This window comes from Zestomonas ipomoeae, from assembly GCF_057128665.1.
Map to the genome: position 1 here is coordinate 22,547 of NZ_JBSKHQ010000010.1, position 21,059 is coordinate 43,605.

The 21,059-nt window shown below is 63.5% G+C and carries 20 protein-coding genes and 1 tRNA gene; 12 read left to right on the plus strand and 9 right to left on the minus strand.

The features are described from left to right. Nucleotides 1–98 precede the first annotated feature (98 nt). Nucleotides 99–1,916 carry an exodeoxyribonuclease V subunit alpha gene (gene recD / locus ACWKV7_RS12465; protein WP_483857995.1) on the plus strand — a complete coding sequence of 606 codons (1,818 nt, stop codon included), beginning with the start codon at nucleotides 99–101 and terminating at the stop codon, nucleotides 1,914–1,916. 663 nt (nucleotides 1,917–2,579) lie between these two features. Here the strand turns inward: recD and ACWKV7_RS12470 are convergent. Continuing rightward, on the minus strand, nucleotides 2,580–3,392 hold the full coding sequence (locus tag ACWKV7_RS12470; RefSeq protein WP_483857996.1) for a hypothetical protein: 813 nt from the start codon (nucleotides 3,390–3,392) through the stop codon (nucleotides 2,580–2,582). Nucleotides 3,393–4,032: 640 nt separating this feature from the next. Here ACWKV7_RS12470 and ACWKV7_RS12475 point away from each other — a divergent pair. Together ACWKV7_RS12475 and ACWKV7_RS12480 are read left to right on the plus strand one after the other, a co-directional pair. After that, nucleotides 4,033–4,746 carry a hypothetical protein gene (locus ACWKV7_RS12475; protein ID WP_483857997.1) on the plus strand — a complete coding sequence of 238 codons (714 nt, stop codon included), beginning with the start codon at nucleotides 4,033–4,035 and terminating at the stop codon, nucleotides 4,744–4,746. Between the two features lie 29 nt (nucleotides 4,747–4,775). After that, nucleotides 4,776–5,222: a hypothetical protein gene (locus ACWKV7_RS12480; RefSeq protein WP_483857998.1), complete on the plus strand. Its 447-nt coding sequence runs from the start codon at nucleotides 4,776–4,778 to the stop codon at nucleotides 5,220–5,222. A gap of 52 nt (nucleotides 5,223–5,274) precedes the next feature. Here ACWKV7_RS12480 and ACWKV7_RS12485 read toward each other — a convergent pair whose 3' ends face one another. Next, a complete protein-coding gene (locus tag ACWKV7_RS12485; RefSeq protein WP_483857999.1) occupies nucleotides 5,275–7,248 on the minus strand; it encodes an AAA family ATPase in 1,974 nt (657 codons plus the stop codon). Nucleotides 7,249–7,527: 279 nt separating this feature from the next. On the opposite strand from ACWKV7_RS12485, the gene ACWKV7_RS12490 reads away from it, so the two are divergent. Together ACWKV7_RS12490 and ACWKV7_RS12495 are read left to right on the plus strand one after the other, a co-directional pair. Beyond that, on the plus strand, nucleotides 7,528–7,908 hold the full coding sequence (locus ACWKV7_RS12490; RefSeq protein WP_483858000.1) for a PilZ domain-containing protein: 381 nt from the start codon (nucleotides 7,528–7,530) through the stop codon (nucleotides 7,906–7,908). A gap of 78 nt (nucleotides 7,909–7,986) precedes the next feature. Beyond that, nucleotides 7,987–8,430: a hypothetical protein gene (locus ACWKV7_RS12495; protein WP_483858001.1), complete on the plus strand. Its 444-nt coding sequence runs from the start codon at nucleotides 7,987–7,989 to the stop codon at nucleotides 8,428–8,430. Between the two features lie 18 nt (nucleotides 8,431–8,448). On the opposite strand, the gene ACWKV7_RS12500 is transcribed toward ACWKV7_RS12495, so the two are convergent. Next, the gene (locus ACWKV7_RS12500) at nucleotides 8,449–9,135 is read right to left on the minus strand and encodes an NUDIX hydrolase (RefSeq protein WP_483858002.1); all 687 of its coding nucleotides are present in this window, start codon (nucleotides 9,133–9,135) and stop codon (nucleotides 8,449–8,451) included. A 155-nt stretch (nucleotides 9,136–9,290) separates the two neighbouring features. Here ACWKV7_RS12500 and ACWKV7_RS12505 point away from each other — a divergent pair, with 155 nt between their 5' ends. Genes ACWKV7_RS12505 through ACWKV7_RS12525 form a run of 5 tightly spaced genes read left to right on the plus strand, consistent with a single transcriptional unit; the run spans nucleotide 9,291 to nucleotide 12,500 of the window. Then, nucleotides 9,291–9,941, plus strand: coding sequence for a nicotinamidase (locus tag ACWKV7_RS12505; protein ID WP_483858003.1), 651 nt, complete (start codon nucleotides 9,291–9,293; stop codon nucleotides 9,939–9,941). Beyond that, complete coding sequence (gene pncB / locus ACWKV7_RS12510) at nucleotides 9,941–11,146, plus strand: nicotinate phosphoribosyltransferase (protein WP_483858004.1); 1,206 nt, start codon at nucleotides 9,941–9,943, stop codon at nucleotides 11,144–11,146. The genes ACWKV7_RS12505 and pncB overlap by 1 nt, the downstream gene beginning before the upstream one ends. 13 nt (nucleotides 11,147–11,159) lie before the next feature. Further along, nucleotides 11,160–11,990, plus strand: coding sequence for an NAD(+) synthase (nadE, locus tag ACWKV7_RS12515; RefSeq protein ID WP_483858005.1), 831 nt, complete (start codon nucleotides 11,160–11,162; stop codon nucleotides 11,988–11,990). Beyond that, nucleotides 11,990–12,307, plus strand: coding sequence for a hypothetical protein (locus ACWKV7_RS12520; protein WP_483858006.1), 318 nt, complete (start codon nucleotides 11,990–11,992; stop codon nucleotides 12,305–12,307). Before nadE ends, ACWKV7_RS12520 begins: the two co-directional genes overlap by 1 nt. Before the next feature lies 1 nt (nucleotide 12,308). After that, a complete protein-coding gene (locus ACWKV7_RS12525) occupies nucleotides 12,309–12,500 on the plus strand; it encodes a hypothetical protein (RefSeq protein WP_483858007.1) in 192 nt (63 codons plus the stop codon). A gap of 20 nt (nucleotides 12,501–12,520) precedes the next feature. On the opposite strand, the gene ACWKV7_RS12530 is transcribed toward ACWKV7_RS12525, so the two are convergent. The 4 genes from ACWKV7_RS12530 to ACWKV7_RS12545 all read right to left on the minus strand — a co-directional run bounded on the left by ACWKV7_RS12530 (nucleotide 12,521) and on the right by ACWKV7_RS12545 (nucleotide 15,789). Beyond that, complete coding sequence (locus tag ACWKV7_RS12530; protein WP_483858008.1) at nucleotides 12,521–12,868, minus strand: hypothetical protein; 348 nt, start codon at nucleotides 12,866–12,868, stop codon at nucleotides 12,521–12,523. Then, on the minus strand, nucleotides 12,868–13,998 hold the full coding sequence (locus tag ACWKV7_RS12535) for a DUF4253 domain-containing protein (protein ID WP_483858009.1): 1,131 nt from the start codon (nucleotides 13,996–13,998) through the stop codon (nucleotides 12,868–12,870). Before ACWKV7_RS12535 ends, ACWKV7_RS12530 begins: the two co-directional genes overlap by 1 nt. 148 nt (nucleotides 13,999–14,146) lie before the next feature. Then, a complete protein-coding gene (locus ACWKV7_RS12540) occupies nucleotides 14,147–15,172 on the minus strand; it encodes a COG1470 family protein (protein WP_483858010.1) in 1,026 nt (341 codons plus the stop codon). Between the two features lie 540 nt (nucleotides 15,173–15,712). Further along, a tRNA-Arg gene (locus ACWKV7_RS12545) sits at nucleotides 15,713–15,789 on the minus strand. A 361-nt stretch (nucleotides 15,790–16,150) separates the two neighbouring features. On the opposite strand from ACWKV7_RS12545, the gene gabD reads away from it, so the two are divergent. After that, nucleotides 16,151–17,602: an NADP-dependent succinate-semialdehyde dehydrogenase gene (gene gabD, locus ACWKV7_RS12550; RefSeq protein ID WP_483858011.1), complete on the plus strand. Its 1,452-nt coding sequence runs from the start codon at nucleotides 16,151–16,153 to the stop codon at nucleotides 17,600–17,602. Nucleotides 17,603–17,687: 85 nt separating this feature from the next. Further along, nucleotides 17,688–18,968: a 4-aminobutyrate--2-oxoglutarate transaminase gene (gene gabT, locus ACWKV7_RS12555; protein WP_483858012.1), complete on the plus strand. Its 1,281-nt coding sequence runs from the start codon at nucleotides 17,688–17,690 to the stop codon at nucleotides 18,966–18,968. 89 nt (nucleotides 18,969–19,057) lie between these two features. Here the strand turns inward: gabT and ACWKV7_RS12560 are convergent, their stop codons facing one another. Both ACWKV7_RS12560 and ACWKV7_RS12565 read right to left on the minus strand, forming a co-directional pair. Continuing rightward, nucleotides 19,058–19,804, minus strand: coding sequence for a hypothetical protein (locus ACWKV7_RS12560; RefSeq protein ID WP_483858013.1), 747 nt, complete (start codon nucleotides 19,802–19,804; stop codon nucleotides 19,058–19,060). 261 nt (nucleotides 19,805–20,065) lie between these two features. Then, the gene (locus ACWKV7_RS12565) at nucleotides 20,066–21,058 is read right to left on the minus strand and encodes a sulfate/molybdate ABC transporter ATP-binding protein (RefSeq protein WP_483858014.1); all 993 of its coding nucleotides are present in this window, start codon (nucleotides 21,056–21,058) and stop codon (nucleotides 20,066–20,068) included. Between the last annotated feature and the right edge of the window lies 1 nt (nucleotide 21,059).

The following is a 21,059-nucleotide window of genomic DNA, read 5'->3' on the forward strand; positions in this document are numbered from 1 at the left end:
CGCGCGTGCAGGGGCGATTTCATTCGTCTGTCTTAGCGTCGCTGGGCGAATAAATTCGCCCCTACAGGCGTGCTACATCCCAACGGGAGGTGCTCGCCATGCTGTCTGACCTCTCTCTGGGCCCCCTGGAGCGGGCCTTCGTCGACAGCCTGCAGCGCCTCGACCCGCAGGTTGCGGAAGCGGTGCTGGTCAGCGCCGCGCTCTGCAGCCAGGCCCTGGGGGAGGGTGATGTCTGCCTGATGCTGGCGCACCGCGCCGGCAAGCCTGCCTGGCCGGAAACCGACTCGACCCTGCGACTGCCGTCCCTGGCCGAATGGCGGAAAACCTTGCAGGCCTCGCCGCTGGTGGGCGGACCGTGCACCTTCGCGCCGCTGATCCTCGAACACGACCGCCTCTACCTGGCCCGTTACCACGCCTACGAAAGCCGGCTCGCCGGGCAACTACTGGCTCGCGCCGCCGATGTGCCGGCGGTCGACGAGGCGCAACTGGGCGAGTCCCTTGCCCGGCTGTTCGCCCGCAATACCCAGACGCCGGACTGGCAACGCCTGGCCGCCGCCCAGGCGGTGCGCCGGCGCCTGGCGGTGATCTCCGGTGGCCCCGGCACCGGCAAGACCACCACCGTGGTGCGCCTGCTCGCCGCGCTGCTGGAGCAGCCCGGTGGAGAACGCCTGGCCATCGGCCTCGCCGCGCCCACCGGCAAGGCCGCCGCGCGCATGGCCGAGGCGATTCGCAATGCCAAGGCCGAGCTGCCGGTGAGCGAAGCGATCAAGGCTGCCCTGCCGGAAGAGGCCCGCACCCTGCACCGCCTGCTGGGCAGCCGCGGCGACAGCCCGCAGGTGCGCCACGATGCGGCCAATCCGCTGCCGCTGGACGTGCTGGTGGTGGACGAGGCGTCGATGGTCGACCTGGCGCTGATGGCCAAGCTGGTCGCGGCTCTGCCGCCGAGTGCCCGGCTGATCCTGCTCGGCGACAAGGACCAGCTCGCCGCCGTGGAGGCCGGCGCGGTATTCGCCGAACTCTGCGAAGGGCGCGGTTTCGACGCTCAGGCCGCCGCCGATCTGCAACGCCTCACCGGCCAGCCGGTAGCGGTGGAGCAGCCGCGCTCCCAACTCGGCGACGCCGTGGTGCTGCTCACCCACAGCCACCGCTTCGCCGGCGACAGCGGCATCGGCGAACTGGCCCGGCGCATCAACGCCGGCGACGCCAAGGGCACCCAGGAGCTGTTGCGGGAAGCGCGCGCCGACCTGGCCTGGAATGCGACGCCGAGCCCTGCCGCGCTGCTTGAACGGCTGGACAGCGCCTACGCTCCCTACCTGGCCGCCGCCCGCCAGGGCGACCCGACCCAGGCCTTCGCCGCCTTCAATGCCTTCCGCGCCTTGACTGCCCAGCGCGAGGGCCCGTGGGGCGTTGCCGGCATCAACGAAGCGCTGGAGGCCCGCCTCAAGCGCCGCCTGGGCATGCCCGCGCGCGAGCGCTGGTACCCCGGCCGTGCGGTGATGGTGCGGCAGAACGACTATGCCCTCGGCCTGTTCAACGGCGATATCGGCCTGTGCCTGCCGACCGCCAATGGCCTGCGGGTGTTCTTCGAAGGCGAAGACGGCCACCGCCCCTTCGCTCCAGCACGCCTGCCCAGCCACGACAGCGCCTTCGCCATGACCGTGCACAAGAGCCAGGGCTCGGAATTCGCCGAAGTGCTGCTGGCGCTGCCCGAACAGCCCAGCCCGCTGCTCACCCGCAGCCTGTTCTACACCGGCATCACCCGCGCCAAGCACAAGGTAGAAATCTGGGCCCTGCCACCGCGCCTGGCCGAGGCCGTCAGCACCAAGGCCGAACGCGCGGCGGGGCTGGCCGAGCGGTTACGTGCCAAGTCTGGCCTTGCGAGTGGGAAACAGGAGCAACTTGATTTGTTCGATTGAAGTGGTCGGTGGGTAAATCAGGGATTGTAAGCACAATCAAATTCGTAACCTCCTCCAATGTCACATGGTTTCAGGCACATGGGCTTGGAGAAACTACTGCTGATTTTCAATATATAGCCATATTGGGGCGTGGATAGTGTGAATCCCTCCTCGCAATAAGCGCCTTTGTGCAAGCGGAAATTTACCTTCTCGTCTAATGGCATGGCGAAATCTAGGCTAAGACTTTGCGGAGCCGACCAGAAGCTTTTTCGAGGTAGTCGGTACCGAAAGCGGTGATTGTCCAGCCGCTCACCTAGTATGTATATCGGCTGCACTTCCCTTTCAGAGACAATCTTTGGATATATAATTGGGAATATCAGGGCTAGCACGTCAATGCCGAGTGTTGGATATGTCTTGTATCGTGAAAAGGGGACGGTCAGCTTTGGGTGCTTATTATAAGAAATGGTGTTGCCAGAGTTTTTATTGGAATATATTGGAGGTCGCTCAAAAGTTACGACCACTTCTCCAAAACTGTTCTCAGTATCAAGTTTCGTGGAGAGTATGTCTCGAGAGGCTGTTGGCGGCGAGGCGCATCCCGCCAACGCGATGAGAAGAATGATTGATAAGTAGCGAGACATTGCAGTGCTCCTGGCATCCATGATCAGGGTGCGTATTGGTGAGAGACTATTTTGGTATGTTTGAAAGGTTAGACTTCCGCTGCACTCCAATGATGTGCCAGTCACCGTCTCTTCTCGTCCACTCGAAGTTCTCACGAAACCATTCAATAGTGAAGCGTTGGTACAATAGGTTTTCAGGTATCCTCTCTCCTTGCTGGTCATAATATTTCCACGCGGCGCTGACCTTTTCGCTTATGGATCGCCGAATTGGGTAGGATCTATCTTCTGGAAGCGCCAGTGAGCCCTTGAGTTCCGTTTCCCTGTCAACAAGAACGATTTCTTTCTCATTGAAAAACGCCGCCGTGCTGGCATCAGGCGAGACTCCAACCAAAATGCCCTTTGCAAATTTAACGAAGGCTGTATTGAAACGGTCGTAGCGAATCAATTCACCTGTCGAAATTTTCAGAAGGCTGGATGTCTCTGGAAATAACCGATAATCCGAGTTCTTTTCGGAGAATCCGAAGTCCGAGTTGCTGCTAAGCACCCTGCTGACAGGTACGCCACCCTGGAGGCTGATCAGGAGCGTTCCTCGTGACCATTGACGAGAGCCGACGGCAAGTAACATAGGTTTGTCGTTGATTTTACGAAACTCGGTGATGGAGTGCGACTGTCCAAAAGGTCGATATATGGTGCCCCGATAAAGCAACTCAGGCTCGTGCTCATACGGAGATTGCTCTTTGAGAGCAAAATCGCCAAACACCTCTCCAGGCGCTAATGGGCGTCCAAACTCTTCTGAGCAGGAGGGCCGACTGAATGTCGCGAAAAGCGCCAGAAGGGAAATTAGCAGCGCTTTAATTGGTTCACTGTATGCTACCAGCATGTAAACTATCCTTGTAGGTTGCCGGCTAAGAGGCGGGCGCTAATCATAGTGCAAATGATATTAAGCAAATGGCCAATGTGTCACGGTTCAAATTAATCCTCTGTCCGCCTTTGATTACGGGTTGGCCACTGTTGCCGGAGAAATGAGTTGATCAACATGAGGCATTATACTGAGCTGGCGGCCATCGTTTTTGGCCTGTTCCTGCCGCTACTTCTGCCAAGCATGGTCTGGGCTTCTGCCACGGTTTATAGCGGCACCCTGGGCAAGATGCCCATCGTCATGGAAGTGGACGTGGGCAACCCCGACGAGGTGAGCGGGCGCTATTTCTATCGCAAATACCACCACGACCTGATGCTCAGCGGCGCTCTCACCGGGGATGAGCTGGTGCTCTTGGAGGGGCCGGAGACCTACGACCGGAAGCCCCGCCCGACGTTGACGCTGCGGCGTGATGGGCAGCGCTGGCGGGGGACTTGGCGTAGCCCGACGGGCAAGGCGTTCACCGTCAGCTTGCAGGAGTCTCACCCGGAGGCTGTGCCGGCCGGTGCGGACCCGATCTGGTTCCACCTTTACGAAAACGATCGCTACGAGTTCCTGCGCTTGCTGGGCTTGCCCCCCCAAGGAGGGCAAGCAGGAGACGTTCATGGGCTATCGCTTGCAATGGCGAGTGGAGCCGATATCGAAGATAACCATGTTCGAGGTCGTCTCCGGATACCCCCTCGAGCAGATGAATCGCATCAACGAGCGTTTGCGCGAGCGGTTCTGGATCGAGGTGACCAACTATTTCGCCTGCATGCTTGGCGGCAACTCAGGGAGCAGTGCCTGGGCGGAGCACTATCAGACCGTCACTCCAAGGCTGTTGTCCCCTGGCATCGTCAGCCTCAGCATTGCCACGGGCTATTCTTGCGGTGGTGCCCATCCGGATTTCGGTGATGCGCCCCTCACGCTGGATGCGGAGACCGGAAATCCGCTGGAACTGGAAGATGTCCTCTGGGTCGGCGAGGGGAAGGCCTTTCATTACAGGGAGGATCACCGCCACAGAGCCGATGATTCTTCTAATGTCGACTTCGATACCTTCTCGAACTACCGAAACGACCTATTAGCGCCCTGGTTGGTCAAGGAACTGACCAAGGTCGCGCCCGACGTCATGCGTGCGCCGGCGAACGAGGATGATTGTGACTACAGCGATCCTGAAGTATGGGACTACCCCACGTGGTATTTCACGCCAAAAGGTCTTTACTTCGATCCGATTTTTCCACGTGTCATGCGGAGTTGCGAGGGGCCTGAATGGTCGACGCTGCCCTACGAGGTAGTGCGCAGGCACCCTGGTGGGGTGCGCCTGCGGTTGCCACAGTGATGCGGACTCGTGCCTGCGAAGGCTTTTGAATGAAGCAGGTATTTCTCGGTTTGTGGGCCTTGAGCGGCCTGTCGTTCGGTGGCTTGGCTTTGGTGGCCGTTTCGATCGTACCCTCCTTTGGCAGCGTCCTGGCCCTGTTGCTGGTGGGCTACTACTGCGTGTGCTGCTTCCAGTTGATTCGAGCGGCCTATCATCCCGCGATGGATTTCAGGCGCTCAAAACCTGCGCCCTTTTGGGTGGCTTTGGTGCTGTTGCCCTTGTCCTTACTTCCTCTGCATGGTGCCTATGGGATATGGCAGCGCGGTTATTACCTCGTCGAGCCTTATGGCAACCGTTCCACGCTGCGCGCAGGCCAGATACTGCTCGGTTGGCTGCAAGACCTGACGGGATACATGGGGCCGGTACTGGTTTTAAGTGGTATTGGCCTTGCCATGGTTGTGCTGCTTCTGCAGCTGGCCTTTTGGGCTCGGCGTTAGCCCCTGGCAATCCGCGCGATGGGCCGCAAGCAGCCCTTCGCGAGAAGCAGGCTCACGCCCGGCACATGCCGCCGTCGTCCTCTTCCTCTTTGGCGGCCACCGCAAGATCGAACTCCGGGCCGCTGATGGCCACCTCATAGGTGGGCGCGGCGGCGCGTTCGACGGCGTGGCGCAGGTGGCCGTGCAGCGGGCAGACGCTGCTCTGGCCGAGGGCATCGATGGCCGCCAGCACGGCTTCGCCGGGCACGGTTTCGTTTTCCAGCAGCTGCTCGGTGATGCTGTCCAGCGCCGGCTTGAGGCGTTGCAGCAGGGCCAGGCAGTCGCGGTTCAGCTGCTGCAGCAGCCCGTCGGCGGCTTGCAGGGCTTCGCGGGTATCGCACTCGAGGTTGGCGTCGCGCACGGCCTGCAGGTTGAGCAGCGAGCCGCTCGGTGCCATGCCCAGGGTGGCGACCATCGACAGGGCGAGCTTGGAGGCTTCCTGCAGGTCCTGGCCGGCGCCGGAGGAGACTTCGTTGAAGTACAGCTGCTCGGCGCCGCGGCCGGCCAGCAGCATCTGGATGCGGTGGCGCAATTCCGACTCCAGGTGCAGGCGCTTGTCTTCCACCGGGGTCACCAGGGTCACGCCGAGGGACTGGCCGCGCGGCAGGATGGTGACCTTCTCCACCCGGCCGACCTTCAGGGCCGCCGCCACCAGGGCATGGCCAGCTTCGTGCACGGCGATGCGGGTGCGCTCGGTTTCCGACAGCGGGCTGACGCCGCTGGGCTTCTCGCCGATGCGGCAGCTTTCGATGGCCTCGACGAAGTGGGCCATGGCTACCGTCGCCTGCTGTCCGCGGGCGGCGAGCAACGCGGCATGGTTGACGATGGAGGCGATGGCCGCCGGGGTCAGGCCGACGCTGTTGCGCGCCAGCTGGGCATAGTCCAGGTCCGCCTCGGCATTGGTGCGCCCGGCATACAGGCGGAACAGCGCTTGGCGTTCGGCCAGGCTGGGCAGCGCCACGGCGATCGAGCGGTCAAAGCGGCCTTCGCGCACCAGCGCCGGGTCCAGCGAGTTGGGGAAGTTGGTGGCGCCGAGCACCAGTACGCCGGTGGCGCCTTCGAAGCCGTCCAGTTCGGCGAGGAACTGGTTGATGATTCGATTGCCTTCGGTGTCGCTGGCGCGGCTCTGCTCGGTGCGACGGCCGAGGCCGTCGATTTCGTCGATGAAGATGATGCACGGCGCCTTCTTGCGCGCGGCGCGGAACAGCGATTTGACCTTCTGGATGCCGACACCGAAGTACATCGAGGAGAAATCGCTGCCGGTGACCTGGATGAAATTGGCATCACACTCGGTGGCCAGTGCCTTGGCCAACTGGGTCTTGCCGGTGCCGGGCTCGCCGGTGAGCAGCACGCCCTTGGGCGGCCGCGCGCCCAGCGCGGCATAGGCCGCCGGGTTGCGCAGGTAGGCGGTGACGTCTTGCAGTGCCAGCTTGGCCTCGCCGGCGCCGACCACGTCGGCGAAGGACACGCCGGTGCCCTTGCGCTGCACCTGGAACGGCCGCAGCTTGAACGCGGCGATGCCGCCTGCGATCGCCAACAGCAGCGCCAGCGGCCAGAAGCGCAGCAGTCCGTGGTACCAGGGCGATTCGCCATCGGTATCGAACAGGGTGACGGGGAACAGCTCGCTGCCGGTGCTGGCGTACTGGCGCAGCAGCAGCTCGGCGATCTGGCCGTCCTGCTCGGGAATCCAGTAGTGATCGCCGCTCTTGGTGCTGATGAATACCGAATCTTCGCTCAGCGCGGCGCTGGCAATGGTGTTCTGGCGCAGGTCGCCGAGCAGGGTCGAGAGGTCTTCGCGGTTGTCCAGCCAGGGCTGCGGCGACTCGCGGAGCTGCTCGAGCATCGCCGCCAGTGAGCCGGGAGTGGCCGGCGCCGAGGCGGAGGGGGCGCTTTGCCAGTAATAGGCACCCGCCGCCAACGACAGCAGCAGCGCGAGAAGGGGCAAGACCAGACGCAGGCGGTCTTGGCTGAGAGCGGATTTTTTCATGTCACTTCCAGGCGGGAAAATCGGCAATTGATAACGACCGCTTCTAAACGGCCACAACGAGCACGCGGCTCCACCATCCTCCCTGGCGCAAGCGGACCCTAACGGGCTATCGACGGAAAAAAAAGCGGGTTTAGCGGCGAAGGGATGAACGGAACTGCCGTTGGTCAGACGGCGCGGCGAGCCTGCCGGCGACCTGCTTTCTGGGCGATTTGCCAGCGGGGTTAAGTAAAACCCCGATTCGGTCGTCTATATGGATATTCGATTCGCGGACAGCCTGCCATGCGTGAACATAGTCGTATCCCCTTTCTCCCGAACACCCGAATGAAGGCCTGCAGCCCGGCCACCGACCGTCTCATCGGCTATGTCGCCGATATCTCCGAAGGCGGCCTGCGCCTGCTCAGCGACGAGCCGGTGCCGGTCGGCAACCGCGTCGACCTGCGCCTGCGCATAGGCGATGAGCAAGGACGCATGCGTCAGGCCGAGGTGCGTCTGCTCTGCCAGTGGTCCAGGGCAAGCTCGCAAAGCGGCTACTACGAAGCAGGCCTGACACTGGAGCGGCGGTCGGTCGGCTACAGCGAACTGTTGACGGTAGTGCGCGCGGCCGGCAAGGCGGGCGACGAGGAGGACGTGAGCCGCAGGGAGGAGGGCGGTGGCGGCTAGCGGCACTGTGCGGCGAGCAGTCGGGTAAACGCCCCCGCGCTGGTACGCTGTGTGGGATTGGCGTCATGGAGCTGGCAAATGGACTGGGTCGCAGAGGCAAAAAGGTTGTTCGCAGGGGCGAAGCCCGAACACCTCACCAATTATCGTCACTGCGAGGAGTGCGCCGAGCACGATCAGACTCTCTTGGAAAACGATATCGATTCAATCGGTCTGGAGGAGCTGGGCAACCCTTGTTGGGACCCCATTTGTTTCAGCTCAGCAGAGGGGAAAAAATACTACATGCCGGCGCTTGTTCGCCTGAGCCTGCTAACCATCGATAGCGAATGCTACTTCTCCCAGTTGCTGTTTCATCTGGAAGCAGATGGTGAATTCAATACGCTATTTCTGTCCTGCTCGCCGGCGCAGCGAAAATATATCGCAGCCTTCATCGGCCACATGCTCACCGACCATGGAGACGCCCTGGAGCTCAACGGCTCGGTGGACGATGCGCTCCGCAGCCATGAGATTTGGTCGAAGGAATAGACCGCGCTGTCATGCTCGCTACGCCAACACACTGCGATCGAAGATAAACGGCTCGCCCCGTTTGGGCCGGTGTTCGTATAGCGTCTGCGGCCGGCCCATTGGCGGCTTGTTCAACTCGCCGGTGTCGCGTACCCAGCCTTCCTGTTTCATGCGCTCCAGGCGGCGGCGCAGGGTGGTTTGCTGCAGCGGCTGGCCGATGCAGGCGGCGAAGGCGCCGAGGCAGTCGAGCACGGTGAAGACCGGCTCGAGCAAATAGAACGGCAGCGAACTGTACAGCGCCTTGCCGTTCAGCCGCGCCAGGGCCTGGACCACCAGGTGGTTGTGGTCGAAGGGCAGCGGAAAGCGCTCGCTGGCCAGCTCGTTGGCTGGCACGAAGCGCAATCCCTCGGCGGCCTCGGTAGAGGGTGGTACCAGCGCCAGGTACAGGGTGCTCAGGGACCAGCCCCGCGGGTCCCGTACCCCGTTGCCGACGGTGCAGACCTGTTCCAGGTAGGCCGGCACGATCCGGGCTTTCTCCCGCAGCGTGCGCTCGGCCGCCGCCTCCAGGTTCACGTCTTCGCAGCGGCCATTGACCACCAGCCCGGGCAGCGCCCACTTCTGCGCGTAGGGTTCGCGCTGACGCAGGGCCAGCAGCACTTCCAGGCCCTGTTCGGCCAGGCGGAAAGCCGCGATATCGACGGTGGCGAGCACTTCTGCGGAACTCATCGGGTCTCCATGGCGGGTTCTGTCGGACGGCGGCGATATCCTATCTGATCGAATATATGTGATCAATTTGGTCTTTCCTGGTGGTTTTTTGCTCTTGACTATATATTAGCGTTTCGCAAATATATGGGTCAGGACAAGCAAGCAGGAGTTGCACCATGCGGATCGCCAGTTTCGACGTCGACGCCCAGAAGGGCTTTACCCCGCTTTGCCCCGGCGAGCTGCCGGTTCCGGGTGGCGACGAGATCGTCGGCGCCCTCAACGAGCTGGCCGCCCGCGCCCAGCTGCGCATCGGCAGCAAGGATGCCCACAGCCCGGCGGCGCCCTGGGTGGTCGGCGACCATGCGGCCATGCTGCAGCCGCTGGACCTGCCGAACGCCGACCTCACCTGGGTCAGCCATTGCGTGCCAGGCACCGTCGGCTTCGAGCTGCTGGACGGCCTGCCTGCCCCGATGGATTACGACTTCTTCGTCTGGAAGGGCATCGAGCCGGACCTGCACCCCTACGGCGCCTGCTACCACGACCTGGCGGAGCGGCGCAGCACCGGGGCCATCGAATATCTGCGTCAGCAGGGTGTCGATCACGTGCTGGTGGGCGGCCTGGCGCTGGATTACTGCGTCAAGACCACCGCCTTGCAGCTGCGCCGCGCCGGCCTGGCGGTCACCGTCTACCTGCCGGCCTGCCGCGCGATCGATGCCGACACGGCAGCGGCTGCCTGTGTTGAAATGCGCGCCGCCGGCATCGTGCTCTGCGACAGTCTGGCTGCACTGGACGCTTACCTGGACGAATCGAACAAGGAGTACATCTGATGGCCGAGAGCGCCTTTTCCGACCGCTGCGTGCAGAACCTGCTGGATACGGATTTCTACAAGCTGACCATGATGCAGGCGGTGCTGCACAACTACCCCAACGCCGAGGTCGAGTGGGAATTTCGCTGCCGCAATGCCGAGGACCTGCGGCCCTACTTGGCGGAAATCCGCTATCAGATCGAGCGCCTGCCGGAGCTGTCCATCACCCAGGACCAGCTCGGCTTCTTGGAACGCATTCCGTTCATCCAGCCGGATTTCATTCGCTTCCTCAGCCTGTTCCGCTTCAACCTGCGCTATATCCACGTCGGCGTGGAAGGCGAGGAGGTCGTCATCCGCCTGCGCGGGCCCTGGCTGCATGTGATTCTCTTCGAGGTGCCGGTGCTGGCCATCGTCAGCGAGGTACGCAATCGCATCCGCTACGGCCAGGTCAGCCTCGATCAGGTGCGCGAGCGTCTCTACGAGAAACTCGAGTGGCTGAAGGGCGAGGCCAGCGCCAGCGAACTGGCCGGTTTCCAGATGGCTGACTTCGGCACCCGCCGGCGCTTCAGCTATCGCGTGCAGGAAGAAGTGCTGAATGTGCTCCGGCACGACTTCCCCGGTCGCTTGATCGGCACCAGCAACGTTCACCTCGCCCGCGAGTTCCAGCTCAAGCCGATCGGCACCATGGCCCACGAATGGCTGATGGCCCACCAGCAGCTCGGTCCGCGCCTGGTGGACAGCCAGAAGGCCGCGCTGGACTGCTGGGTGCGCGAGTACCGCGGGCAGTTGGGCATCGCGCTCACCGACTGCATCACCATGGATGCCTTCCTGCGCGACTTCGACCTGTACTTCGCCAAGCTCTTCGATGGCCTGCGGCATGACTCCGGCGACCCTGTCGTCTGGGCGGAAAAGGCCATCGCCCACTATGAGAAGCTCGGCATCGACCCGCGCAGCAAGACGCTGGTGTTCTCCGACGGGTTGAACCTGCCCAAGGCGCTGGACCTCTACCGCACGCTCAGCGGTCGAATCCAGGTCAGTTTCGGCATCGGCACCAACCTCACCTGCGACATTCCAGGGGTCGAAGCGATGAACATCGTGCTAAAAATGACCGCCTGCAACGATCATCCGGTGGCGAAGATTTCCGACGCACCGGGCAAGACCCAGTGCCGCGACGCCAACTTCGTCGCCTACCTCAAGCATGTTTTCCAAGTCGGCAATGGCCAATAGCAAGGACATGAGCATGAACAATCGTCAGCAAGAAATCGCCAAGGCACTCAACGTCACCGCACCGTTCTCCGGCCCTGCCGATGCGCTGGCCGAAGCCGCGCGGCGTAGGGCCTTCATCAAGCAGGTACTCAAGCGTTCCGGCAGCAAGGTGCTGGTGCTTGGTATCAGTGGCGGAGTCGACTCCACCACCGCCGGCCGCCTGGCCCAGCTCACGGTGCAGGAGTTGCGCGAGGAAACCGGCGATGCCAGCTACCGCTTCATCGCCGTGCGCTTGCCACATGGCAGCCAGCACGACGAGGCCGATGCCCAGGCGTCCCTGCAATTCATCGCCGCCGATCAGGTGGAGACCGTCAACATCGCCGACAGTGTCAACGGCCTCGCCGCCGCCGTGCCCAGCTTGCAGGGCGCCGACCCGGCGCGCCGCGACTTCGTGCTCGGCAACGTCAAGGCGCGTACCCGCATGGTCGCCCAGTACGCCATCGCCAACGTGCATAACGGCCTGGTCATCGGCACCGACCACGCTGCCGAAGCGGTCATGGGCTTCTTCACCAAGTTCGGCGACGGCGCCTGCGACCTCGCGCCGCTCTCCGGGCTGGTCAAGGGTCAGGTCCGCGCCATCGCCGCCGCCCTCGGCGCGCCGGAAACGCTGGTGAAGAAGGTCCCCACCGCCGACCTCGAAGAACTCCGCCCCGGCCGCCCCGACGAAGACGCCCACGGCGTCAGCTACGCCGACATCGACGCCTTCCTGCATGGCCAGCCAGTGAGCCAGGAGGCCTACGACACCATCGTCGCCACCTACGACCGCACCGCGCACAAGCGGGAATTGCCGTACGTGCCGGAGTGATGCCCGGCAAGCGCTTCAGCGGCGAACTGTTCGACATCGAGCCGGCACAGTGGGGATTGCGAGGCGATCCCCATCTGTGGCGGGCAATGCGCGACTTTCTGGCCACCGCCCCGCTGCCCGGCAGTGCTGCGCTTCTGCAGCGGCAGCTGGAGCAGGCGTTCCTGGCGCTCACGGGCAAGTCGATGAGCGTCGTCAGCCCCTTCTATGTGGAGAGGTTCGCCCATGGCGGCATGTCCAGCGGCGGCATCTCCCCGCAGTGCTGGCGCGAAAGACTGATCCCGTTGCTCATGCAGCGATACATCGCTCAGGAGATGTGAGTTGCCGCGTATCCGCTTGCCCAAGGTGCTTGGCGAATGCCGCATCGTTACCGTCAAATCGGGTGGCCTGGCCGTCTGGAACGGCAAGCGCGGGACAAACGGGCTGCTTATCTCCTGCCGGAATCGGCAGCATGCGGAAGAAATGCTCCGGCGCCTGGGGGAGGCGGAGGCTGGCGGCGAACTCTGGATCTGATTGCGGCTCACGCCATCTGGTCAGAAGTTGCCCGAGTCGTTGCACACCAGTTCGTCGCTGGCCGTCACGGCGTAGCAAATCATGCGTTCGTCCTTGTACGGCAGCGCCAGGCTGTATCCGGGCTCGCCGTTCACCAGCAATTGCTCGGTCTCGGGGTTCCAGTCGATGCGCACACGGTTACCGTTATCCCAATCCCAGTGGGTGAAGAAATACTGGTCGGTGGCAGCGCAGGTGGTCACGGCGCACTCGCCCTGGGCCTTGAGTTCGCCCCGCTTGTAGTAGTAGCAGGTACCGCGCCCTTCGCCGCAGCCGGCCTGGACTTGGCTGGCCGTGGCAAGCAGGACGAGCAGGGCCAGCCGGCGAGGCATCAATCCCACCATAGCCGCACCGCCTTGTGGGTCTGCAGCCAGCGCTGCAGCGCCTGCAGGCCGAACTGTTTGTCGCCAGGGTTCAATCCCTGCAGCAACGCCTGCAGATCCTCGGGCAACGCTTGTGGTGTTTCGGCCTGCTCGGCCATGGCTTCGAATCCGGAGAGCACATCCGGGCAGAACTTGGCGATCTCCTTGGCCAGCTTGCCTGGATCGTCCGGCAGGCGTTCGAACTGCAGGGTGAAGCCATCAGGCGCCACATCGAGCAGATGAATGCCGTGCTCCTTGTCCCAGCGTTGCAGGCGCCGGACGATGGCCTCGGTATCCAGGCCGAGGTTGGTGCCATTGGTGCAATGCCGATACAGGTCGAGGTACTTGGCCTTGGCGCCACCATTCAGCGCCGACTTCGGGATGGGGTTGCGCTCCGCTCGCGGATGCTGCGCCGCCAGCCAGTCGGCGACGGCGTGGTTGCCGGCTTCGCGGGCATACCAGGCCGCTGTCATGAAGCCGTCTTCCCCGTCCCCGGCACGGCAGACATCGGCGCCATGGCGCACCAGAAGCTGCAACTGATCCAGCGGTCCATCGCTGGCGATGCTCATGAGCAAGGTCATCCCGTGCTCGTCGGCGTCCGCACCGTCTACGTGCGCGCCGCGCTCCAGCAGCAGCGCGGCAACGTCGGTATGGCCGTTATCAAGCGCTACTGCCAGCGGTGAGGCATGCGGCCCCTCGACCGGACAACCCGCGTCCAGCAAGGCCCGAACCTCGACTAGGTCGCCGGCGGCGGCGCGCTCCTCCAACTCGAACAGCTCTTCGCCGCGTCGATCAGCATGGCAACGTTCCAACAGCGCGCGAATCTGCTTGTATTCGCGCGTCACCACCCGATCATGCCGGCGCATCTGGCAGGCCTGCCAGGGCGTCAGTCCATGGGCATCGGCGTGGTTCGGGTCTGCCCCCAGCTCCAATAGCAACTCGACCACCTTCGGGTAGCCGGTGCCGCCGCCGATGGCTTCGGTCAAGGGCGTTTGGCCGCTCTCGTCGAAGGCGTTGGGATCGGCCCCCTCGGCGTGGCGCTGGCGAATGCCATCGAGATCGAGCCAGTAGATTCCCTGCAACAGGGCTGTGGAGTTCACGGCGACGTCCTTGCTTGGTTGCAATGCACGGGTTTATGCCATAGGGGTCGCCACAACGATAGCGATCACGGCACGAAACGCCTCAGGCCGCGATGACAGGCAAACGCCCCGAAACCGGGGCGTTTGCTTGTATCTAGCTAGCGGTCATTCAGGGCAGCTTGGTGAACGGGATGTCCTGGTAGAGGCGCTCCCCGGTGACTTGGTCGACCACCACCATGCGCGCCTGGTAGTCCCCGGCGGGGAACCATTTCGGGATGTAGAACGATGTCTGCACGGTGCTTGTGCTGGCTCCCGGCGCCAGGTTCACGGAATAGCTCTGGCGCAGCGGGAAGCCGGTGCCGTCCGGCAGATCGACCGTGACCCAGGTATAGAGGTTCAGCGAGCCGGTGCCGAGGTTCTGGATACCGTGGCGGTAGCTGAGGTATCCACCCTTGGCGGGCACCGAGGTCGGGTAGCCTGGCACCAGGGCGAAGGTGATGCCGATGTTCCGTGCCGGCGGCGGTTCCAGATCGCTCGGGTCCTCGTAGATGCGGATGTTGCTGACCGCCGTCGTGGCGACATCGCAGTTGGTGGCACGGCCCGTCCAGGGCGACAGGTTCATCCGCACACCGGTCAGGTCCGGGCTGCCAAGCGTGCCGGTGTAGACCGGGCTTCCGTCGATGGAAATCTCCAACAGATCGCTGGCCGCATCGATCCGCGCCAGGACCTGGTATTTCCGCTGGTCCACCAGCGGAGCCAGGTTGGCCGATTTGCCGAAGTTGAACAGCCGGAAGGTGTTCGTGCCGCCATGCAGGGACAGGCTGCGGGCACCGTAGCCTGTGCTGTCCAGATGCACGCTGAAGGCGCTGTCGCTGCTGTTCATCGCGCTCGGCAGCATGTCCCAGGCGACATAGGCCTTGGTCAGCCCCGGCGGCAGGTTGAACTGGATCTGGTCATAGCTGCAGCCCGGCGCATTGAAGATCGCCCAGTTACCGGGCTGGCCGGCGTACCCCGACTTCATCTCCACCATACCCATGTTCACCCGGCTGGGTGTGTGGGGCGTGCCATCGATGACGATCGATTGACCGTCGATATTCGGTGGCGAGGAAAAGCGCACGTCGTACAAAACCGCGGAATGGCAAAGTTGGCTGAAAAGAGCAAAAGAAAGACCGGCGAGCAATGATTTCATTGGCATCGTATATCATCCATGCAGAGGGGGATTTGAAGACGAACAAAGCCCCTGGTCGTATCGGAAAGTTGTCTTTTGTATTTCAGTTGGAGTGCCGCATGAAGTGGCGGCGGAAGTTGCCTGAGCAACCGAAAGCCAGAGCCGTTCTGGTCGAGCAATTATCGCATAAGATGCCCGTTGAGAGAAGCTTTTTGCGGCGTTTGTGGGGGTTTGTTTTCCCCTGCAGGGGCCGCCATGCCTGGCTTTCAGGTCTCTGCGCGAGGCCGTCAGGGGGCGTTTCGCTGGAGTGTCGGGTTATAGGAAAGAGATATGTTTTGTGTTTATTTAAATTAAACAACGTTACGATTTCCGTCAGGTGGGCTTATCTGGATGACTGTGGGCATGTCAGAAGTTTAAAAGTGGTATTTGTTATAAGTGTGGCAAGCAGCTAATAGAGACGGATTATCTGCTGAAGTTTGAACTTGTCGCTGGGGTGCCGCGCTGTCGTTAACGTGACGGCAAACGAAAAAGGCCCCAGGTTTTCACCTGGGGCCTTTGTCTGTTAGATGGCGCATCCGGCGGGATTCGAACCCACGACCCCTGCCTTCGGAGGGCAGTACTCTATCCAGCTGAGCTACGGATGCAACGCGGGCGCCATGATACGCATGTCGGTCGCGGGCGTCCATGCCGGGTCGCCACGTTCGCGATATCGAACAACGTTTGTCCGCTGGCGCGCGGGCGCTTGAGAAATACGGCGATTTCGCTTCTTTCGTTAATTTTATCGAACAGCCTATTGCCCTTTACTAGCGGCGACCCTAGGATTCGTTTGAGATTTCAAACGCTTTGGCGGTTGGGCCGGAACTGCGGGTTCGCGGTCGGCTCTCAGCTAGCAGCGGCTACTCTGAATCGACCGATGCGCTGCCTTATTCATGCTCCGTGCGGCCGCTGGCCCGCCGGACAAACGCTAACCCGCCCGATGCCCCGGTGTCGGTGAAGGAGATTGTCATGCAACTCAAAGACGCCCAGTTGTTCCGCCAGCAAGCCTATATAGACGGCGCCTGGCTGGATGCCGATAGCGGCCAGACCATCAAGGTGACGAATCCGGCCAACAATGAGGTGATCGGCAGCGTGCCGAAGATGGGCGCCGCCGAGACCCGTCGCGCCATCGAGGCCGCCGAGCGGGCCCTGCCAGCCTGGCGCGCGCTGACCGCCAAGGAGCGCGCGACCAAGTTGCGCAAGTGGTTCGAGCTGATGATGGCCAACCAGGAAGACCTGGCCCGGCTGATGACCCTGGAGCAGGGCAAGCCGCTGGCCGAGTCCCGTGGCGAGATCGCCTATGCCGCGTCCTTCATCGAGTGGTTCGCCGAGGAAGGCAAGCGCATCTATGGCGACACCATTCCCGGCCACCAGGCGGACAAGCGCATCCTGGTGATCAAGCAGCCGATTGGCGTCACCGCTGCCATCACCCCGTGGAACTTCCCGGCGGCGATGATCACCCGCAAGGCCGGCCCGGCGCTGGCTGCCGGCTGCACCATGGTGATCAAACCAGCCTCGCAGACCCCCTTCTCCGCCCTGGCCATGGCCGAGCTGGCCGAGCGCGCGGGTATTCCCAAAGGCGTGCTCAGCGTGGTCACCGGCAGCGCCGGCGATATCGGCGGCGAGCTGACCAGCAACCCCATCGTGCGCAAGCTGTCCTTCACCGGTTCCACCGAGATCGGCCGTCAGCTGATGGCTGAGTGCGCCAAGGACATCAAGAAGGTGTCCCTGGAGCTGGGCGGCAACGCGCCCTTTATCGTTTTCGACGATGCCGACCTGGATGCCGCCGTCGAAGGCGCGCTGGCCTCCAAGTACCGCAACGCCGGGCAGACCTGCGTGTGCGCCAATCGCCTCTACGTGCAGGAGGGCGTCTACGATGCCTTCGCCGAGAAGCTCAAGGCGGCGGTGGCCAAGCTGAAGATCGGCAACGGCCTGGAAGACGGCATCACCACCGGCCCGCTGATCGACGACAAGGCGGTGGCCAAGGTCCAGGAGCACATCGAGGACGCCTTGAGCAAAGGCGCCAAGATCGTCGCCGGCGGCAAGCCCCACGCACTGGGCGGCAACTTCTTCGAGCCGACCATCCTCACCGACGTGCCCTCCAGTGCCAAGGTGGCCAAGGAGGAGACCTTCGGCCCGCTGGCGCCGCTGTTCCGCTTCAAGGACGAGGCCGAGGTCATCGCCATGGCCAACGACACCGAGTTCGGCCTGGCCTCCTATTTCTATGCCCGCGACCTGGGCCGTGTGTTCCGTGTCGGCGAGGCGCTGGAGTACGGCATCGTCGGCATCAACACCGGGATCATCTCCACCGAGGTGGCGCCGTTCGGCGGCATCAAGGCGTCCGGCCTGGGCCGCGAAGGCTCCAAGTACGGCATCGAGGATTACCTGGAAATCAAATACATGTGCCTGGGCGGCATCTGACCGCGGCATGACCACAGTACGGCTCCCCGCCCACAAGGCGGGGGCCGGGGGTGAGGGCGATCTGCCCGTCTTTTGAGGATTGATGATGAGCAAGACCAACGAATCGCTGATGCAACGCCGGATCGCTGCGGTACCGCGGGGTGTCGGGCAGATCCATCCGATCTTCGCCGCCAAGGCGGAGAACGCCACCGTGACCGACGTGGAAGGTCGCGAGTTCATCGACTTCGCCGGCGGCATCGCGGTGCTCAATACCGGCCACCTGCATCCGAAGATCATCGCCGCGGTCCAGGACCAGCTGGGCAAGCTGACCCACACCTGCTTCCAGGTGCTGGCCTACGAGCCCTACGTGGAGGTGTGCGAGAAGGTCGCGGCCAAGGTGCCGGGCGATTTCGCCAAGAAGACCCTGCTGGTCACCACCGGCTCCGAGGCGGTGGAGAACGCGGTGAAGATCGCCCGCGCCGCCACCGGCCGTGCCGGGGTGATCGCCTTCACCGGCGGCTACCACGGCCGCACCATGATGACCCTGTCGCTGACCGGCAAGGTCAACCCGTACTCCGCCGGCATGGGCCTGATGCCCGGCGGCGTGTATCGCGCGCAGTACCCCTGCGAGCTGCACGGAGTGAGCGTCGACGACGCCATGGCCAGCATCGAGCGAATCTTCAAGAACGACGCCGAGCCGCGCGACATCGCCGCGATCATCATCGAGCCGGTGCAGGGCGAGGGCGGCTTCTATGTTGCGCCGAAGGCATTCATGCAGCGCCTGCGCACGCTCTGCGACCAGCATGGCATCCTGCTGATCGCCGACGAGGTGCAGACCGGCGCCGGCCGCACCGGCACCTTCTTCGCCATGGAGCAGATGGGCGTCGCTGCCGACCTGACCACCTTCGCCAAGTCCATCGCCGGTGGCTTCCCGCTGGCCGGTGTGTGCGGCAAGGCCGAGTACATGGACGCCATCGCCCCCGGCGGCCTGGGCGGCACCTATGCCGGTAATCCGCTGGCCTGCGCCGCGGCGCTGGCGGTGATGGAGGTGTTCGAGGAAGAGCAATTGCTGGATCGCTGCAAGGCGGTCGGCGAGCGGCTGGTCGGCGGGCTCAAGCAGATCCAGGCCAAGCATAAGTGCATCGGCGATGTGCGTGCCCTGGGCGCGATGATCGCGGTCGAGCTGTTCGAAGGCGGCGACCTGCACAAGCCAGCTGCCGCGCTGGTCGGCCAGGTGGTGGCCAAGGCCCGCGAGAAGGGATTGATCCTGCTGTCCTGCGGCACCTACGGTAACGTGCTGCGCATCCTGGTGCCGATCACCGCGCCGGAAGCGGTGCTGGACAAGGGCATGGCGATCATCGCGGAGTGCTTCGACGAACTCGCCTGAGGGCTCACCAGCCAGGCGAAGCTTTCAGACCCGCTTTTAGCGGGTCTTTTTTTGCCGGCGGAAATGCCGCCCTGGCGAGCAAGGCGCTGCTACTCCAGACGCAGCCAGTTCTCGCTGAGGGAGCGGCTGTGGCGATCCACGGTGGTGGGCGCGAAGGGCCGGCCGGAGACGCTGACCAGCGCATTGCTCTGGCTGTTCATGTCCATGAACGCGGCCTTGAGGTAGTTCCAGCGAATCAGCAGCTGCTTCATCTCGGCGCCCTTGGCGTCGCTCATGGCTTTCATTTCCGCGTCGATGGCCGGTACCAGCATGCGCTCGTCCTGGCCGAGGTAGGTATCGGGCTGCTCGCGGGCGATCTCGAAGGTGCCGATGTAGGCGCGGCTGAGGTACTGGACCGCGAGGTATTCCACTTGGGCCGGCACTTCGCCGCGGGCATCGGCATTCTGCAAGGAGCGGGCGACGGTGAGGAAATCGCGCAGCGCCTTGCTCAGTTCTTCCGGATAGCGCCAGGGCACGTCGTCGGGGTTGGGACCGAAGGAAACACCGCGGCGCAGTTCGGTAACAAGTAGCTGGTAGTGCTGGCGCAGCCCCTCGGTGACCTGCGGCACGCTCTGCAGGGCGCTGCCGAGGGCCTGGATGTCGCTTTCCAGGCGTGACAGGTGGGCGTTCTGGAAACCTTCGCCACGTAACAGCAGCAGGCTGCTGGTGGCGCGGCAGGCATTGACCTGGACCAGGGTCAGCGGTGTGTTGTCGGCGCCGTAGCTGGCGGGTGCAAACCCGGCCAACCCCCCCAGAATCCAGAGAAAACTCAAGCGAATCAGAAAGTTAAAACGCATACCAGGGTGCTCCTATTTATTCTTGTGAGCAGTTATGCGAAGTCGGTATCAACGAAAGCGCGACAGAGCGCACAGCGTACTGTGTCGTTGCGCCAGGGGAATTACCCGAAAGAGTGATTTAAAGGATCTGGCGTTGTGCCGCAACGGCTGCCGACTGCCGGTCGGCTGCCCCGGTGTCGCTGGCGTGGTTCGCGCGGGTGGCGCGCGAGGAGGGCCGAGCCGGCCCCGGTTTGTTTCTGCCTGCAACCGACCGGGTGCCGCTCAGCGAGCGGCGCCCGGGTGCCCGGCCAGGGGTTTGAAGTAGAGTGTCGCACCGCGCGCCAGGCCGACCAGGCTGGCGTGGTCCCTGGCCACCTCGGCCTCGATCGGCTCCTCCTGCCCGACCACCTTCAGGGTCACCCGCGTGAGGGCGCCGAGCGGGCGGATGTCGCGCACTTCGCCGGCCCTGTGCTCCGCCTCCGCCTGGCGCGACAGGCGAACCTCATGGGGGCGGAACAGCAATGGCTGGCCCTGGTCGCCGACGGCCAGGCGGTTGGCATCGCCGAGGAAGTGATAGACGAAATCGCTGGCTGGCCGCTCGTACACGTCGCCAGGTGAGCCGACCTGCTCGATCACGCCCTTGTTCATCACCACGATGCGGTCGGCGACTTCCATGGCCTCTTCCTGGTCGTGGGTGACGAACACGCTGGTCAGGTGCACTTCTTCATGCAGGCGTGCCAGAGCACGGCGCAGTTCCTTGCGCACCTTGGCGTCGAGCGCGCCGAACGGTTCGTCGAGCAGCAGCACCTTGGGTTTCACCGCCAGGGCGCGGGCCAGGGCAATGCGCTGGCGCTGGCCACCGGAGAGTTGTTCCGGGTAGCGGTCGGCGAGCCAGTCGAGTTGCACCAGGTCGAGCAGTTCGTGGACCTGGGCGGCGATCTCCGCTTCGCTCGGTCTCTCGCGGCGCGGCTTCATGCGCAGGCCGAAGGCGACGTTGTCGAACACCGTCATGTGGCGGAACAGCGCATAGTGCTGGAAGACGAAGCCGACGTTGCGGTCGCGCACGTTACGCGCCGAGACGTCCTCGCCATGGAATCCGATGCTGCCGGTGTCCGGTGTTTCCAGGCCGGCGATGATCCGCAGCAGGGTGGTCTTGCCGCAACCGGACGGGCCGAGCAGGGCCACCAGCTCGCCACTGTGGATGTTCAGGTCGATATCGCGCAGCGCCTGGAAGGTGCCGAAACGCTTGTTGACCCGGCTGATCTCGATGGACATG